Annotated in this window: 14 protein-coding genes; 8 read left to right on the top strand and 6 right to left on the bottom strand. The window is 71.0% G+C overall.

What is annotated here, in order from left to right:
* Positions 1–4: 4 nt before the first annotated feature.
* From ACE3Q2_RS00335 to ACE3Q2_RS00325, 3 genes are all read right to left on the bottom strand, one after another.
* The gene (locus ACE3Q2_RS00335; RefSeq protein ID WP_374471939.1) at positions 5–760 is read right to left on the bottom strand and encodes a DUF2189 domain-containing protein; all 756 of its coding nucleotides are present in this window, start codon (positions 758–760) and stop codon (positions 5–7) included.
* A 3-nt stretch (positions 761–763) separates the two neighbouring features.
* Entirely contained in the window at positions 764–2149 is a 1386-nt protein-coding gene (locus tag ACE3Q2_RS00330; RefSeq protein WP_374471937.1) for an MBL fold metallo-hydrolase RNA specificity domain-containing protein, read from the bottom strand.
* Positions 2150–2240: 91 nt separating this feature from the next.
* Positions 2241–4373, bottom strand: coding sequence for a S46 family peptidase (locus ACE3Q2_RS00325; RefSeq protein ID WP_374471935.1), 2133 nt, complete (start codon positions 4371–4373; stop codon positions 2241–2243).
* Between the two features lie 106 nt (positions 4374–4479).
* On the opposite strand from ACE3Q2_RS00325, the gene ACE3Q2_RS00320 reads away from it, so the two are divergent.
* The 3 genes from ACE3Q2_RS00320 to ACE3Q2_RS00310 all read left to right on the top strand — a co-directional run bounded on the left by ACE3Q2_RS00320 (position 4480) and on the right by ACE3Q2_RS00310 (position 8127).
* Complete coding sequence (locus ACE3Q2_RS00320; RefSeq protein WP_374471933.1) at positions 4480–5622, top strand: autotransporter outer membrane beta-barrel domain-containing protein; 1143 nt, start codon at positions 4480–4482, stop codon at positions 5620–5622.
* A gap of 78 nt (positions 5623–5700) precedes the next feature.
* Complete coding sequence (tdh, locus tag ACE3Q2_RS00315; protein ID WP_211252008.1) at positions 5701–6738, top strand: L-threonine 3-dehydrogenase; 1038 nt, start codon at positions 5701–5703, stop codon at positions 6736–6738.
* A 24-nt stretch (positions 6739–6762) separates the two neighbouring features.
* On the top strand, positions 6763–8127 hold the full coding sequence (locus ACE3Q2_RS00310; protein WP_374471930.1) for a hypothetical protein: 1365 nt from the start codon (positions 6763–6765) through the stop codon (positions 8125–8127).
* Between the two features lie 52 nt (positions 8128–8179).
* On the opposite strand, the gene ACE3Q2_RS00305 is transcribed toward ACE3Q2_RS00310, so the two are convergent.
* Positions 8180–8917, bottom strand: a complete 738-nt coding sequence (locus ACE3Q2_RS00305; protein WP_374471928.1) for a TorF family putative porin — start codon at positions 8915–8917, stop codon at positions 8180–8182.
* A 204-nt stretch (positions 8918–9121) separates the two neighbouring features.
* On the opposite strand from ACE3Q2_RS00305, the gene kbl reads away from it, so the two are divergent.
* Positions 9122–10321: a glycine C-acetyltransferase gene (gene kbl / locus ACE3Q2_RS00300; protein ID WP_231698411.1), complete on the top strand. Its 1200-nt coding sequence runs from the start codon at positions 9122–9124 to the stop codon at positions 10319–10321.
* 9 nt (positions 10322–10330) lie between these two features.
* On the opposite strand, the gene ACE3Q2_RS00295 is transcribed toward kbl, so the two are convergent.
* Complete coding sequence (locus ACE3Q2_RS00295) at positions 10331–10831, bottom strand: GNAT family N-acetyltransferase (protein WP_231698412.1); 501 nt, start codon at positions 10829–10831, stop codon at positions 10331–10333.
* Between the two features lie 4 nt (positions 10832–10835).
* On the bottom strand, positions 10836–11597 hold the full coding sequence (locus ACE3Q2_RS00290) for a pseudouridine synthase (protein WP_374471925.1): 762 nt from the start codon (positions 11595–11597) through the stop codon (positions 10836–10838).
* A 100-nt stretch (positions 11598–11697) separates the two neighbouring features.
* Between ACE3Q2_RS00290 and ACE3Q2_RS00285 the strand changes: the two genes are divergently transcribed.
* Genes ACE3Q2_RS00285 through ACE3Q2_RS00270 form a run of 4 tightly spaced genes read left to right on the top strand, consistent with a single transcriptional unit; the run spans position 11698 to position 15930 of the window.
* On the top strand, positions 11698–12648 hold the full coding sequence (locus tag ACE3Q2_RS00285) for an acyl-CoA desaturase (RefSeq protein WP_231698414.1): 951 nt from the start codon (positions 11698–11700) through the stop codon (positions 12646–12648).
* Positions 12645–13889, top strand: coding sequence for an FAD-dependent oxidoreductase (locus ACE3Q2_RS00280; RefSeq protein WP_231698415.1), 1245 nt, complete (start codon positions 12645–12647; stop codon positions 13887–13889). The genes ACE3Q2_RS00285 and ACE3Q2_RS00280 overlap by 4 nt, the downstream gene beginning before the upstream one ends.
* A complete protein-coding gene (locus tag ACE3Q2_RS00275) occupies positions 13880–14650 on the top strand; it encodes a DUF1365 domain-containing protein (protein ID WP_374471922.1) in 771 nt (256 codons plus the stop codon). The genes ACE3Q2_RS00280 and ACE3Q2_RS00275 overlap by 10 nt, the downstream gene beginning before the upstream one ends.
* A complete protein-coding gene (locus ACE3Q2_RS00270) occupies positions 14650–15930 on the top strand; it encodes a cyclopropane-fatty-acyl-phospholipid synthase family protein (protein WP_231698417.1) in 1281 nt (426 codons plus the stop codon). Before ACE3Q2_RS00275 ends, ACE3Q2_RS00270 begins: the two co-directional genes overlap by 1 nt.

Here is a 15930-nt window from a genome sequence, read left to right as displayed (position 1 = left end):
CCGCTTAATCCAGCCTCGGCCAGGCCGACGCGTCCAGCGTTTCGCGGTAGGCGTGCCAGGCCGAATAGGCCAGCCACGGCATCACCACCACGAGGCCGAGATACGCGGTAAGGAAACCCACCGCCGTCAGCAGCGCGATCAGCGCGGCCCACAGCACCATCACGCCCTTGTTGCGCAGCACGGCATTCACGCTGGAGACGCCGGCGGTCACCATGTCCACGTCGCGGTCGGCGATCATGGGCAGCGAAAACGCCGCGGTGGCGAAGGTGAAGGCGGCGAACACCGAACCCGCGGCCGAGCCGATCAGCAGGAATTCCAGCCAGGTCAGCAGTTCGTTGTTTTCCACCGGCACCAGCGCGTTCACCATCATGCCGGCGCGCGACCACAGCATCAGAACCACCAGCTGCGCCAGCGCGAACACGCCGGCCTGCCCCGCCACGCGTCGCGCCAGCACGAAGGAGTCGCGCAGTCCGGGCCGGCGCCCGGCTTCCAGTTCGCGGCTCACGCAGTAGAGCCCCACGGCGATCAGCGGCGCCACGAACACGAAGCCCGACAGCAGCGCCGCCAGCAGCGCGAACCGCCCCAGCGACCAGGCCAGCGCCGACACCGCCACGCTCACCAGCAGCACCACGCCGCCGAACAGCAGGCTCAGCCCCGGCGCCCGCCGGAAATCCCGCCAGCCCGCGCGCAGCCAGCGCAGCGGCGCGCCAGAGTCGAGCGAGGCGCAGGGCACGGCGAACGGGCGCTCGGCCTCGTCCACGGGTCAGACGTCCACTTCCAGGCCCGGCCGCGACAGCACCACGTCGGCCTTCACGTCCTCGCGCAGCACCTTGGCCAGGGCCTCGCGGGCGTCGTCCTCGCCGTGCACCAGCACCACCGGCGGGCGGTTCGGGATCTCGCGGTACCACTGCGCCAGGCCGGGCTGGTCGGCATGCGCCGACAGGCCGCCCACGGTGTGCAGCTGCGCCTTCACGTGGATGACTTCGCCGAACATCTTCACTTCGCGTGCGCCGTCCACCAGCCGGCGGCCCAGCGTGCCCTGCGCCTGGTAGCCCACGAACATCACGTGCGCCTCGCGCCGGCCCAGGTTCTGGCGCAGGTGGTGGCGGATGCGGCCGCCGTTGCACATGCCCGAGCCGGCGATGATGATCGCGCCGCCCTTGTGCCTGTTGATGGCCATCGACTCTTCGGTTTCGGCGGTGAAGTTCAGGTTCGGCAGCCGGAACGGATGCGGCCGGCCGCGCCACACTTCCTGCGCGTCCTCGTCGAACAGCGACTCGTGGCCGTCGTACACCTCCACCACCTTGGTGGCCATGGGGCTGTCGAGGAAGATCTTCCAGCGCGACATCTGCCAGTCGTCCCAGTGCCGCGCGAACCAGTACAGCAACTCCTGGCTTCGGCCCACCGCGAAAGCGGGGATGAGCACGTTGCCACCCGCCGACCAGGCGCTGTCGAGCACCTCGGCGATCTCGGCCAGGGTGGCCTCGCGGTCGCGGTGCGCGCGGCTGCCGTACGTGGATTCGAGCAGCAGCAGGTCGGCGTGGGGCACCGGCTGGGCGTCGCGCAGGATGGGCGTGCCCTTGGGGCCGAGGTCGCCGGAGAACACCAGCACGCGCTCGCGTTCGCCTTCCTTCGCGCGCAGTTCCACGCTGGCCGAACCCAGGATGTGGCCGGCGTCGCGCAGCGTCACGGTGACGCCGGGCAGGATCTCGGTAGGCTTGCCGTAGCCGATGGGCCGGACCAGCTTGAGCACCTTGCCCACGTCGCCGCGGGTGAACAGCGGCTTGTGGTGGGCGTGGCCCTCGCGGCGGTACTTGTTGTCGCGCTCGGCGTCCATCTCGGCCAGCGAGGCGGCGTCCTCGAGCATGATGCGCAGCAGGTCGGCCGTGGCCACGTGGGTCCAGATGGGGCCCTTGTAGCCGCGCGCCACCAGCACCGGCAGCCGGCCGCAGTGGTCGATGTGGGCGTGGCTGAGCACCACCGCCGACAGGCCTTCGATGTCGAAGGGAAACGGCTCGAAGTTGCGGTGCTCGTCCTCGATGCTGCCCTGGATCATGCCGCAGTCAAGCAGCAGCCGGTGGCCGGCGGCCTCGACCTCGTGGCAGGAACCGGTGACTTCGCCGGCGGCGCCGTGGAATCGGACTTTCATGGGCTCTCCCATCGGGATTTCCCATCAATGTACCCCGGAAACAACGACGGCTGGGAGGTCCCGGCCGTCGCGTCCAAACCCTGCCCCGCGGTCAGCGGGTGGCGCCCATTTCCTCGAGCAGGTTCGGCGCCGGGAACACCTTGTCCATCACCCAGATCATGTAGCGGTGGTCCACCGAGATCATGCGGGTCATGGTGGGGTCGAACACCCAGTTCGAGCTCACCGACTCCCAGTTGCCGTCGAAGGCCAGGCCCACCAGTTCGCCCTTGCCGTTGAGCACCGGCGAGCCGGAGTTGCCACCGGTGATGTCGAGGTCGGACAGGAAGTTCACCGGGACCGCGGCCTTCTCCTGCGCACCCATGCCGGCGATCAGCTCGAGCTGGTTCTTGGGCGCGTCGAACGGTTCCACGCCGGTGGCCTTGGCGGCCAGGCCGTCGAGCGTGGTGAACGGGGTGTAGGCCACGCCGTCCTTCGGCGAGTAGCCGGTCACGTTGCCGTAGGTGATGCGCAGGCTGAGGTTGGCGTCCGGGTACACGCCCTGGCCCTGGCTGCGCTTGTACGACTGCACGGCGGCCAGGTAGACGGGGCGGTGCAGGCTCTGGTCGCCGGTGCGCGCCTTGCCCACGTCCTCCATTTCCTTGAGCACCGGGGCCAGCGACACGGCCAGCTTCATCAGCGGGTCGTTGCTGGCTTCGATGTCGGCCTGGCTGGCGCCCAGCAGGGCCATGCGGGCGTCGGTGCCGGCCAGCGTGGTGCCGGCGTAGGTGGCGTCGAGGGCGCGGGTGATGGCGGCCTCGTCGTTGCCGCCCAGCCAGGCGTCGATGGCGGCCACGCGCTGGTTGGCCGGCAGCTTCAGGTATTCACGCAGCCAGTAGGCCAGCAGCTGCTTCTCCATCTTCGGCAGGTAGCGGCGCTCGAGCTGCTGCACGGCGCCCTGGATGCCCGGCAGGTCGCGCTGCTGGTAGCCCGGGGCGCGCTCGGCGTCGGGCTTGGCCGACTCGATGGCCAGGCGGTGCAGCATGCGCAGGTTGCCCAGCAGGCCGGTGCCGGCGATCTGTCCCACCACGAGGTCGCGCTCGCGGGTGGCGCGGGCCTCGGCGGCCAGCTGCACCAGGCGGGCGTGCGCGGCCAGGCCGGCTTCGCCCTGCTTGCCCTGCGAACGCAGCCAGGCCAGCACCGCGTCTTCCTCGGCGCGCTTGGTGGACGAGGCGTCGATGCGGGCGAAGCCCTCGAGCTGGCCGTCCCAGTTCTTCATGGCGTTCTGCCAGCCGCGGATGGTGTTGGCGTACTTCACCTCGAGGTCGGCGTCGTCCTTGCCGGCGGCTTCCACCATCGCCACCAGGTTCTTCAGGTGCTGGCCCACCACCGGGTACTGCCAGGTGGACACGGCCTGGAATTCGTCGAACAGCGCGTAGCGGTTGGTGGTGCCCGGGTAGCCGGCCACCATCACGAAGTCGCCGGCTTCCAGCGCGTCCTTGGCCAGGCGCAGGTGCTGCTTCGGCTTGAACGGCACGTTGTCCGGCGAATACGCGGCCGGCTTGCCGTCCTTGCCCACGTAGGCGCGGTAGAAGGAGAAGTCGCCGGTGTGGCGCGGCCACATCCAGTTGTCCACCTCGCCGCCGTAGTTGCCGATGCTGCCCGGGGGCGCATACACCAGGCGCACGTCCTTGATTTCGATCTGGCGGAACAGGCGGTAGGTCTGGCCGCTGAAGAAGCTGTACAGGGTGCAGCGGTAGCCAGCTTCCGATTCGCACTCGGCGATCAGCGCCTTCTGCGCGGCTTCCAGCGCCTGCTGGCGGGCCAGGCCGGCGGTGTCGCCGGCGGCGGCCTGCATCTTGTCGGTCACGTCGGTGATGCGGTCCATCACGTACACGCGGGCGTTCGGGCCGGCGGAGACTTCGTCGGCCAGCGTGGCGGCGTTGAAGCCGTCCCTGATCAGGTTGCGCTCGGCGGTGGAGTTGAGCTGGATGGCGCCGTAGGCGCAGTGGTGGTTGGTGACCACCAGGCCTTCGGGCGACACGAACGAGGCGGTGCAGCCGCCCAGCGCCACCACGGCGCCCATCGGGTCGCCGGTGAGGTTGGCGAGCTGTTCGGGCGGCAGCTCCAGGCCCGCTTGCTTGAGCGGGCCGGCGATCTCGGGCAACTGCTGCGGAACCCACATGCCCTCCCTGGCCTGGGCGGCCAGGGACAGGGACATTGCGGCGGCAAGGACGGCAAGACGCATCGGCGGGACCTCGTGTTTTGGCGAATTCCCAAGCCTAGCAGCGGCGATGCTTGCGGGGCGTGCAGGCGGGTATAGACTTTCGACAGGGGACAAACGAGGGGGACATATGCGTGCACTGCTGCTCGTGGGTGGCCTGCTGGCCGTGCTTGCCGCTCCGGCGCGGGCTCAGTCGCCGGACGAGGCCCTGGCCGCCCTCTGGAACACCCTGTGCGCCGGTGCCGCGCCCGGCAGCCCGCTGGCCAGCCGCTGCGCCGAAATCTTCGCCGGCGGCCCGAACAGCCGCGAGCGCGCGGCCGGCGGCAACTTCCTGGGCGAGATCCCCGGCCAGGGCCGCGCCGCCACCCGCGACGGCGCCCCGGACGACGGCGAACTGCGCACGGAGCTGGGCGCCGGCTGGTCGGCCTTCGCCAGTGCCGACCTGGGCCGGCTCAAGCGGCGCGACGGCACCAACGAAGCCCCGTTCGACGGCGACACCGGCGCCCTGCTCGCGGGCGTCGACTGGGCGCCCTCGGCGCGCTGGCGCCTGGGCCTGGTGGCCAACCACGCGCGCGACGAGCTCGACTTCCTGCGCTCGGACGGCAGCCTGCGCACCCGCTTCACCGGCGTGATGGCGCTGGCCGGCTGGAACGCCTCCGACAGCATCTCGCTCGACGCCTACGCCGGCACGCTCAGCGGCGACTACCGCGTGCGCCGCGCCATCAACTTCACCCTGCTCAGCGGCGTCACCGTGGACGCGGTGGCCAACGCCAGCACCGACGCCACCCGCCACCTGGCCGGCGCCGGCCTCACCTGGGCGATTCCGGCCGGGGCCTGGGAATGGCAACTGGGCGCGGGCCTGGACTGGCAGCGCACCGAGATCGACCCCTATGCCGAAACCGGCGGCTCCGGCCTGGCGCTGTTCGTGCCGGGGCGGGCCGTCACCAGCCGCCGCGGCCGGCTCGACGCGGCGCTCTCGCGCAGCGTGTCCGCCCCGTGGGGCGTGTGGCAGCCGCTGCTGCGGCTGGGCTGGCGGCATGAATACGGCAACCCGGCGCGGCCACTGGCCGTGACCTTCGTGAACGACGGCAGCGCCACCCCCATCCGCTTCGAGACCGACGACGCCGACGCCACCTGGGGCGAGGCCGGGGCCGGCGCGGTGTTCGTCTTCACGGGCGGGCATTCGGGCTTCGTGGAGCTGCGCCAGCGTTTCGGCCACGCCTTCCTGCAGGAGCGGATGCTGGCCCTGGGCTGGCGGGTCGAACTGCCCTGAGGTTTTCCCGGCCGGTTCACGGCCGACGGGTATAATTCCGGCCCTCACGGCCCGTCCGGGCCAGCGTGGAACAGGACGATGTCCCAGCAGACGATGAAGGCGCTGGTGAAGCGCAACCCCGAAAAAGGCATCTGGATGGAACAGGTTCCGGTGCCCTCGCCCGGCCCGAACGAGGTGCTGATCAAGCTCGAGAAGACCGCCATCTGCGGCACCGACCTGCACATCTACAAGTGGGACGAGTGGAGCCAGCGCACGATCAAGCCGGGCCTGGTGATCGGCCACGAGTTCGTCGGCCGCATCGTGGAAATGGGCCCCGGCGTCACCGGCTACGCCATCGGCGACCGCGTGTCGGCCGAAGGCCACATCGTCTGCGGCCACTGCCGCAACTGCCGCGCCGGCCGCCAGCACCTGTGCCCGAACACCACCGGCATCGGCGTGAACCGCCACGGCGCCTTCGCCGAATACATCGTGATGCCGTCGTCGAACCTGTGGCCCATCCCGGACTCGATCCCGTCCGAGCTGGCCGCGTTCTTCGACCCCTACGGCAACGCCGCGCACTGCGCGCTGGAGTTCGACGTGGTCGGCGAGGACGTGCTGATCACCGGCGCCGGCCCCATCGGCATCATCGCCGCGGGCATCTGCAAGCACATCGGCGCGCGCAACGTGGTGGTGACCGACGTCAACGACTACCGCCTGAAGCTGGCGGCCGAGATGGGCGCCACCCGCGTGGTGAACGTCTCCAAGCAGTCGCTCAAGGACGTGATGAAGGACCTGCACATGGAGGGCTTCGACGTGGCCCTCGAGATGAGCGGCAACCCGCACGCCTTCAACGACATGCTCGACTGCATGTACCACGGCGGCAAGATCGCCCTGCTCGGCATCCTGCCCAACGGCGCCGGCATCAACTGGGACAAGGTGATCTTCAAGGGCCTGGTGCTGCACGGCATCTACGGCCGCAAGATGTACGAGACCTGGTACAAGATGACCCAGCTCGTGCAGTCCGGCTTCCCGCTCGGCAAGGTGCTCACCCACCAGGTGCACATCGACGATTTCCAGAAGGGTTTCGACCTGATGGAAAGCGGCCAGTGCGGCAAGGTCGTGTGCAGCTGGTCCTGACGAACGCCTGAGCCCTCCGCCGCCGTGCTCCGCCGCCTGCTGACCCCGGCGGCGCTGGCGCTTGCCCTGGCCGGCGGCGCCCGCGCCGAATCCGAACCGGTGCTCGACGCCGCCACCTTGGTCGAGCCCGCGCTGCTGGCCGGGCCCGGCTGGCGGGTGGACCCGCGCGTCGAGGTGCGCGGCTACCAGGCGCGCTTCCGCATCCACACCGACTGGGGCGAACTCGAGGCCGACAGCGTCGAGCTGCTGGCCGTGCGCGTGGCGGAAATGCCGGCGCTGGCGGCGCTGCAGGGCGCCGAGGTGGACGAGGTGATGGCCGCGGCCGCGAAGGAGCGCGCGCTCAACCCGGCCAACGCGGTGGGCGCCGTGGCCCGCGAGCCGGTGCGCGCCGTCACCGGGCTGCCGCTGGGCGTGGCGCGTTATTTCGGCGAACGCTGGCAGCGCCTGCGCGCTGCCGTGCGCCGCCTGGCCGACCGCGGCCGCGAGGAAGTGATGCACGAGGGCTCGCCCTACGACGATCCCGATGGCCTGCTCGGCGCCGCCGGCGACGACCGCCCCGGGCGTTCGCGCGGCTTCTGGAAGCGCCGCGGCCGCGAAGCGGTGGGCCTGGCCAAGCAGGAGGTGGGCTACCCCACCGCCCGGCGCGCGCTGGCCGCGCGCCTCGGCGTCGACCCGTCCACCCGCAACCCGCTGATCTCGCCGCGCCTGGACGCCCTGGCCTGGGCCGAAACCAGTGGCCGCTTCGCCACCGCGCGCGCCATCGGCCTGGTCGCCGGCCCGGCGGGCTCGGCGCTCTCCTACGCGGTGCAGGTGAACCAGTGGGTGCTGCAGGAGCCGCCGGAGCAGGTGCGCAGGCGCAACCAGGAACGCCTGGGCACCGTCTGCCTGGACGACCGGCTGGTGCGCGCCTTCCTGCGCGACGGCGCCTACGCCCCGGCGCTCCAGACCGAACTGGTGGACCTGATGCTGCGGCTCGAACCCGCCGGCGGCTGCGAGGCCCTGCTCGAGACGGCGCTGATGGCCACCGACGAACCACAGGCGCGCTTCGTGGTGAACGGCCTGCGCCTGCTCGTGGCCAGCCTGCGGGCCGACGAGCGCCGCGGCGAATTCGTGCCCCAGGGCGCGCTGCTGGCCTACCGCACGCCGGGCGGCGAGCTGGTGGTGCCGCTGGCCGTGGACTGGCTGGCCTGGACGCCGGAACTGCAGCGCTGGTTCGGCCTGGGCGTGCTGGCCGACGACGCGCCGCGCCGCCTGCTGGTGTCGGGCGTGGTGAGCGAACTGGCGCAGCGGGAAATCAGCGCCCGCGGCTGGCGCCTCGCCCCGCCGCCGCCCTACCCCGGCGAGCCGCCCTACCGGCGCGGCCTGCGCCTGGCGCGTACGGCGCCCTGAAACGAAACGGGGCGCCCGAAGGCGCCCCGCGGTGTCGCAGCAGGCAGGTGGATCAGCCGCCGATCGACAGGGTGAGCATGAAGCGGTTGTCGGCGGCGTCGCCGAAGTTCACGTCGCCGTCGGCGTCGGTGCCGTAGTAGCCGATCGCCGCGTTCACCGGGCCGAAGTCCTTGTTGAACGAGATCGAGAAGTCGCTGTAGTCCTCGTAGCCGGTGGCTTCGTCGAAGGTGCTGCGGCCCACGGCCACGTCCAGGCCGATCGCGTGCGGGAGCTCCCAGCTGCCGCCCAGGCCGAAGTACATGCCGGTTTCGCCCAGGGCGTACACGTCGTTGGTGTAGCCGAGGGTGAAGGTGTAGGCCTCGTCCAGGGTCAGGGCGCCGATGAACTCGTTGTAGTCGGCCGCGCCGTAGTCGTCGGCTTCGCCGATGTAGTTGTAGCGGTTGACCATCAGGTCGAGGTTCAGGCGCTCGGTCAGGTCGTGGTTCCAGCCGATGTAGGTGTCGAGCTCGACGTCCGGGCTGCCTTCGCCGAAGTCCACGTTCGAACCCCAGACGCCCACGTAGAAGCCGTTGTCGAAGTTCAGGTCGGCGCCGAGCTGCAGGGCGGCCTCGCCGTCGGTCTGCGACGCGCCGCGGAACATGTAGTCGGTGGCGATGGCGGCGTTCCAGCTGTAGATGGAGCTCTCCTCCTCGGCGGCGGCCTCTTCGGCGCCGTCCTGGGCGAGCGAAACCATCGGCAGCGCGAACAGCGCGGCGGTCAGGGCGAGCGAAAGCGTCTTCTTGTTGGGCATCGGGGATTCCTCGTCGGTTTTGGGGCGGGGCAAGGGCACGGCGCGCTGGCTGGTCTTCTCGCCGGCACCCCCGTTCGGGATTCCGGGCCAGTTGTTGAAAATAATGAGCGCAGTGTCCAACAGCGGGCAATGATAAGGCATGCGGCAGCGCAGCAAACCTTTGCCGGCATAATGGCGGGCTTTCCACCGCCCCAGGGACCGCCCATGACCTCGCCCGCCCTCGCCCGCTACGCCGCCGAACTCGACGCCATCCGCGAACAGGGCCTGTTCAAGGCCGAGCGCGTGATCACCGGCCCGCAGTCGGCCGAGATCACCCTGGCCGACGGCTCGACGGTGCTCAACTTCTGCGCCAACAACTACCTGGGCCTGGCCGACAGCCCCGAAGTGATCGAGGCGGCCAAGCACGCCCTGGACACCCACGGCTTCGGCATGGCCTCGGTGCGCTTCATCTGCGGCACCCAGGACCTGCACAAGGAGCTGGAGGCGAAGATCGCCGCGTTCTTCGGCACCGAGGACAGCATCCTGTACGCCGCCTGCTTCGACGCCAACGGCGGCCTGTTCGAGCCGCTGCTGGGCGAGGAGGACGCGATCATCTCCGACGCGCTCAACCACGCCTCGATCATCGACGGCGTTCGCCTGTGCAAGGCGAAGCGCTACCGCTACGCCAACTGCGACATGGCCGACCTCGAGAAGCAGCTGCAGCAGGCCACCGCCGACGGCGCCCGCACGATCATGGTGACCACCGACGGCGTGTTCTCGATGGACGGCTTCATCGCCCCGCTCGACCAGATCACCGCGCTGGCGCGCAAGTACGGCGCCCTGGTGCACATCGACGAATGCCACGCCACCGGCTTCCTGGGCGCCACCGGCCGCGGCAGCGCCGAGGTGAAGGGCGTGATGGACCAGGTGGACATCTTCACCGGCACCCTGGGCAAGGCCCTGGGCGGCGCGCTGGGTGGCTTCACCACCGGCCGCCGCGAGGTGATCGAGATGCTGCGCCAGCGTTCGCGCCCCTACCTGTTCTCGAACTCGCTGCCGCCGCACGTGGTGGCCGCCGGCACCAAGGTGTTCGACATGCTGGCCGCCGCCGGCGACCTGCGCACCCGCCTGCAGGAAAACACCGCCTATTTCCGCGAGAAGATGACCGCCGCCGGCTTCGACCTCAAGCCCGGCGTGCACCCGATCGTGCCGGTGATGCTCTACGACGCGCCGCTGGCGCAGAAGTTCGCCTCGCGCCTGCTCGAGGAAGGCATCTACGTGATCGGCTTCTTCTTCCCGGTGGTGCCCAAGGGCCAGGCCCGCATCCGCACCCAGATGAGCGCCGCGCACACCCGCGAACACCTCGACCGCGCCATCGCCGCCTTCACCAAGGTCGGCCGCGAGCTGGGCGTCATCAAGGGCTGAGGCCCCGGCTCAGCCCGGGCGGATCCGCGCCAGGCTGAGCGCGTCGACGAAGGCGCCGTCGCGGAAGGCGTAGTCGCGGTGGCGGCCTTCCTCGACGAAACCGTGGCGCGTGTAGAGCGCGATGCCGGCGGCGTTGTCGGCGTAGACCTGCAGTTCCAGCCGGCGCAGCTGCAACCAGCGGTCGGCCAGGTCGATGGCCGCGCCCAGCAGGGCCTTGCCGACACCCTGGCCCTGCCAGTCGTCGCGCACGCCCATGCCGATCTCGCCGACGTGGCGGCGGCGCGGATTGGCCGCCACATGCAGTCCGAGCTGCCCGACCACGACCTCGCCGGCGCAGGCCAGCAGCAGGTGCGCGTTCGGGTCCACCGCCTGCATGCGCTGGCGCCACAGGTCCAGCGAGGGGAACGGCAGCTGCAGCGTGCCCGCCTGGGCGCGTGGCATGGCGTAGATGGCCTGCACGGCGGCGTAGTCCTCGGGCTCGGCGCGGCGGATGGTGATGTCGGGGTTCATCGCTTCAGCTCCTGCCCTTCGGGGCCAGCCCCGATACTTCCGCATCGGTGAGCCGGCGCCAAGCACCCTTGGCCAGGTCGCCCAGGGCCACCGGGCCGATGGCCACGCGCACCAGGCGCAGGGTTTCCAGCCCGTGCGCGGCCAGCAGGCGGCGGATCTGCCGGTTGCGGCCCTCGTCGAGCACGATCTCCAGCCAGGCGGTCTTGCCGCCGCTGCGCAGCAGCACCGCGGATTTCGCCGACAGGCGTTCGCCATCGTCGTCGATGCCCGCTTCCAGCGCGGCCAGCAGCGCGGCGTCGGGCACCGCGTCCACCTGCACGTGGTAGGTCTTGTCCGGGCCGGTGGCCGGGTCGGTGATGGCCGCGGCCCAGGCCGGGTCGTTGCTCAGCAGCAGCAGGCCCTCGCTGGCCTGGTCCAGGCGGCCCACGGGCGCCAGCCAGGGCAGCCCGGAGTTCTCCAGGCAGCGGTAGATGGTGTCGCGGCCCTTCTCGTCGCTGGCCGTGGTGACCAGGCCGCGCGGCTTGTTGAGCGCGACGTGCACCGGGGCGGCCGCTTCGAGCGGCCGGCCGTCGAGCGCAAGGCGGTCCTGGCCCTGGCGCACCGGGAACTCGGGGTCGAGCACCACGCGGCCGTTGACCGCCACGCGGCCGGCGGCCACCCAGCGCGCGGCTTCGGTGCGCGAGCACAGGCCCTGCTTCGATAGCACGCGCGCGACCCCATGGCGGGGCACGGCTGGCGTTCGCGGCGGCGGCGGTCGTCGTTGCATGCGCGAAGCATGGCGCACGCTTGCCGGATCCCGCCAGCCCGGCGGCTCGCGGGCCCCGCGGTTCACCGACCCATCACCGCCCGCTGCCGACCATACGGCCATGCCTGATACGCCTGCCCCTCTCCCCGCCTGGCGCCGCGCGCTGCGCGCGGTCGTGCTCTGGTTCGACACCGGCGCCGCGCCCGCCGCCAGCGGCGACCCCGACCGCATCGACTGGCTGCGCGTGCTGCCCTTCATCGGCCTGCACCTGGCCTGCCTGGGCGTGTTCTGGGTGGGCTTCTCGTGGTTCGCCTTCTGGACCGCGGTGGCGCTGTACGCGGCGCGCATGTTCGCCATCACGGGCTTCTACCACCGCTACTTCTCGCACAAGGCCTTCCGCACCTCGCGGCCGGTGCAGTTCGCGTTCGCGGTGCTGGGCGCGGCCTCGGTGCAGCGCGGCCCGCTGTGGTGGGCGGCGCACCACCGCCACCACCACCGCCACGCCGACACCGAGCTCGACGTGCACTCGCCGCGCCACGGCTTCTGGCGCAGCCACATGGGCTGGTTCCTGACCCCGCGCGGCTTCCGCACCGACTTCGACGCCATCAAGGACCTGGTGCGCTTCCCGGAGCTGCGCCTGCTCGACCGCTTCGACATCCTGGTGCCGGCGCTGCTGGCGGCGGGCCTGTACGCGCTGGGTTCGTGGCTGGAAGCCGCCCACCCGGGCCTGGGCACCAACGGGCCGCAGCTGCTGGTGTGGGGCTTCTTCGTCTCGACGATCGTGCTGTTCCACGTCACCGTGACCATCAATTCGCTCTCGCACCGCTGGGGCAGCCGCCGCTTCGCCACCCGCGACGACAGCCGCAACAACGCGCTGCTGGCCCTGCTCACCTTCGGCGAGGGCTGGCACAACAACCACCACCACTACCCGGGTTCGGCCCGGCAGGGTTTCGCCTGGTGGGAACTGGACCTGACCTACCTGGGACTGCGCGCGATGGCGCTGCTGGGCCTGGTGAGCGACCTGCGGCCGGTGCCGGCCGCGCTGCGCACGGCGCGCCGGGAGGCCGCATGAGGATCGCGGTGGTTGGCAGCGGCATCGCGGGCCTGGGCGCGGCCTGGCTGCTTTCGCGCGGGCACGAGGTGGTGCTGTTCGAGCGCGAGTCGCGCCTGGGCGGGCACACCCACACGCACCGCGTCGAGCAAGGCGGCAAGGCCTATTCGGTGGACAGCGGCTTCATCGTGATGAACCCGCAGAACTACCCGCTGCTCACCGCCATGCTCGACGAACTGGGCGTGCCCACCCAGCCCACCACCATGAGCTTCTCGGTGCAGGACGCGCGCAGCGGCCTGGAGTACAACGCCACCAGCCTCGACGCGCTGTTCTGCCAGCGCCGCAACCTGGTGTCGCCGAAGTTCTGGCGCATGGTGCGCGACATCACCCGCTTCTACCGCGAGGCCCCCGCCCTGCTGGCCGAAGCCGGCGACGGCCCCTCGCTGGGCGACTACCTGCGCGACAACGACTATTCGCCGATGTTCGTCGAGGACCACCTCGTACCGATGGCCTGCGCGCTGTGGTCGTCGCCCTCGCAGTCGATCCTGCAGTTCCCGGCCAAGTACCTGGTGCGCTTCATGGACAACCACCACATGCTGCAGGTCAGCGACCGGCCGGCCTGGCGGGTGGTGGTGGGCGGCTCCTCGAGCTACATCGAGGCGCTGCGGCGCGGGTGGCAGGTGCAGGTGCGGCTGTCGTCCCCGGTACGGAGCGTGCGTCGCGAGGCCGACCGCGCCTTCGTGGCCACCGACGACGGCGAGGAGGCCTTCGACCAGGTGCTGCTGGCCTGCCACAGCGACCAGGCCCTGGCCCTGCTGGCCGACCCCAGCGACGCCGAGCGCGAGGTGCTGGGCGCCATTCCCTACCAGGCCAATGAAACCGTGCTGCACACCGACGCCCGCCTGCTGCCGAAGAACCGCAAGGCCTGGGCGGCCTGGAACGCCTACGTGCCGGCGGCGCCCGGCGCGGCCTGCACGGTGAGCTACTGCATGAACCACCTGCAGTCGCTCGAGAGCGAGCAGCCCTTCGTGGTCACCCTGGGCCGCGGCCAGGACATCGACCCCGCCCGGGTGCTGGCGCGCATGCGCTACCACCACCCGGTGTACACCCACGCCAGCGTGGCGGCGCAGGCACGGCGCGGCGAGATCAACGGCGTCAACCGAACCTGGTTCGCCGGCGCCTACTGGGGCTTCGGCTTCCACGAGGACGGGCTGCGCAGCGGCGTGGACGTGGCGCGCGCGCTCGGCGTGCAATGGCGCTGAAATCCGCCATCTACGAGGGCTGGGTCCGGCACCGCCGGCATGCGCCGGCCCCGCATGCCTTCCGCTACCGCATGTTCCAGCTCTACCTCGACCTGGCCGAACTGGACCAGGTGTTCGCGGGCCGCTGGTTCTGGTCCGTCGACCGATCCAACCTGGCCCAGTTCCGCCGCCGCGACTACCACGGCGACCCGGCGCTGCCGCTGGACACCGCCGTACGCGACCGGGTGGAGAGCGAACTCGGCCGTCGCCCCGAGGGCCCCATCCGCCTGCTCACCCACGGCCGCTACTTCGGCAAGACCATGAACCCGGTGAGCTTCTACTACGGCTTCCTGCCCGACGGCGAAACGCTGGACTGGGTGTTCGCCGAGATCACCAACACGCCCTGGGGCGAGCGCCATGGTTACCTGCTGCCGGTAGCCGGGTCCGAACGCCACGGCGACGCCCTGCACTGGGGCTTCGACAAGGCCTTCCACGTCTCGCCCTTCATGGCCATGCAGCGGCGCTACCGCTGGGCCTTCCAGCCCCCGGGCGAACAGCTGCGGGTGCACATGGACGTGCTCGACGGGGAGTCTCGGGAGTTCGACGCCACCCTGGTGCTGGAGCGCTGGCCGCTGGACGGGAACACGTTGGCTTCATGCCTGGCGCGGTATCCCTTGCTCACCGCCAAGGTGGGCGCGGCCATCTACTGGCAGGCCGCCCGGCTCTGGCTCAAGCGCATCCCGTTCCACCCTCACCCCGCCACCACGCCCCGGAGTCCCTGATGAGCAGCACCGCCGAAACCCTGTCCCGCCCGGACCAAGCCTCCGGCCGGTACGGCGCGCTCGACCGCGTGCTGCGCAAGCGCCTGCTCGGCACCCTGGACGGCCTGCGCGGCGGCCAGCTGGTGGTGCGCGACGCCCTGGGCACCGTGGTGCTGGGCGAAGCCGGCGGCGCCCTGCGGGCCGAGCTGGACATCCTGGACCCGGGCTTCTACCGCGCCGCCGCCGCCAGCGGCTCGGTGGGCGCCGGCGAGGCCTACATGGACGGCCTGTGGCGCTGCACCGACCTGGTGGCGCTGGTGCGCCTGCTGGTGCTCAACCGCGACCACCTCGACGCCATGGAGACCGGCCTGGCCCGCGCCGGCGGCCTGGCCCTGCGCGGCTGGCACGCCCTGCGCCGCAACACCCGCGCCGGCAGCCGCAAGAACATCGCCGCGCACTACGACCTCGGCAACGAGCTGTTCCGGCTCTTCCTGGACGAGTCGATGATGTATTCCTCGGCGGTGTTCGCCGACGAGAACGAGTCGCTGGAGACCGCCCAGTGGCGCAAGCTCGAGCGCATCTGCCGCAAGCTCGACCTCCAGCCCGGCGACCACCTGGTCGAGATCGGCACCGGCTGGGGCGGCATGGCCCTGCACGCCGCCTCGCGCTTCGGCTGCCGGGTCACCACCACCACCATTTCCAAGGAACAGCACGCGCTGGCGGTGGAGCGCGTCGCCGCCGCCGGCCTGTCCGACCGCGTGACCGTCCTGCTCGAGGACTACCGCGACCTGCAGGGCAGCTACGACAAGCTGGTGTCGATCGAGATGATCGAGGCCATCGGCCACCAGTACCTGGAAACCTACCTGGCCAAGTGCGCCTCGCTGCTCAAGCCCGAGGGCCTGGCGCTCATCCAGGCCATCACCATCGAAGACCACCGCTACGAGCAGGCCCTGCACTCGGTGGACTTCATCAAGCGCTTCATCTTCCCGGGCAGCTTCATCCCCTGCGTCAGCGCCATCACCCAGGCCGCGGCGAACGCCAGCGACCTGCGCCTGGTGAACCTCGAGGACATCGGCCCGAGCTACGCGCTCACCCTGCGCCACTGGCGCCAGCGCTTCCTGGCGCGGCTGGACGAGGTGCGGGCGCTGGGGTATGACGAGCGCTTCATCCGGATGTGGGAGTTCTACCTGTGCTATTGCGAGGGTGGCTTCCTTGAACGCTCCATCGGCGACGTGCACCTGCTGCTGGCCCGCCCGGGCAACCGGCGCGACCAGTACCTGCCCGCGCCCGAGGCGGCCTGA

The sequence above is a fragment of the Arenimonas sp. genome (genome assembly GCF_041913985.1).
GTDB lineage: Bacteria > Pseudomonadota > Gammaproteobacteria > Xanthomonadales > Xanthomonadaceae > Arenimonas.
Note: the sequence above shows the minus strand (reverse complement) of the source record. Positions and strands in the feature narration are given on the sequence as shown.

Coding starts and splice junctions, on each gene's coding strand:
- ACE3Q2_RS00325 (WP_374471935.1), bottom strand. CDS start 4,373: ATGCGTCTTGCCGTCCTTGCCGCCGCAATGTCCCTGTCCCTGGCCGCC.
- ACE3Q2_RS00320 (WP_374471933.1), top strand. CDS start 4,480: ATGCGTGCACTGCTGCTCGTGGGTGGCCTGCTGGCCGTGCTTGCCGCT.
- ACE3Q2_RS00280 (WP_231698415.1), top strand. CDS start 12,645: ATGAGGATCGCGGTGGTTGGCAGCGGCATCGCGGGCCTGGGCGCGGCC.
- ACE3Q2_RS00270 (WP_231698417.1), top strand. CDS start 14,650: ATGAGCAGCACCGCCGAAACCCTGTCCCGCCCGGACCAAGCCTCCGGC.
- ACE3Q2_RS00290 (WP_374471925.1), bottom strand. CDS start 11,597: ATGCAACGACGACCGCCGCCGCCGCGAACGCCAGCCGTGCCCCGCCAT.
- ACE3Q2_RS00275 (WP_374471922.1), top strand. CDS start 13,880: ATGGCGCTGAAATCCGCCATCTACGAGGGCTGGGTCCGGCACCGCCGG.
- tdh (WP_211252008.1), top strand. CDS start 5,701: ATGTCCCAGCAGACGATGAAGGCGCTGGTGAAGCGCAACCCCGAAAAA.
- ACE3Q2_RS00305 (WP_374471928.1), bottom strand. CDS start 8,917: ATGCCCAACAAGAAGACGCTTTCGCTCGCCCTGACCGCCGCGCTGTTC.
- ACE3Q2_RS00285 (WP_231698414.1), top strand. CDS start 11,698: ATGCCTGATACGCCTGCCCCTCTCCCCGCCTGGCGCCGCGCGCTGCGC.
- ACE3Q2_RS00330 (WP_374471937.1), bottom strand. CDS start 2,149: ATGAAAGTCCGATTCCACGGCGCCGCCGGCGAAGTCACCGGTTCCTGC.
- kbl (WP_231698411.1), top strand. CDS start 9,122: ATGACCTCGCCCGCCCTCGCCCGCTACGCCGCCGAACTCGACGCCATC.
- ACE3Q2_RS00295 (WP_231698412.1), bottom strand. CDS start 10,831: ATGAACCCCGACATCACCATCCGCCGCGCCGAGCCCGAGGACTACGCC.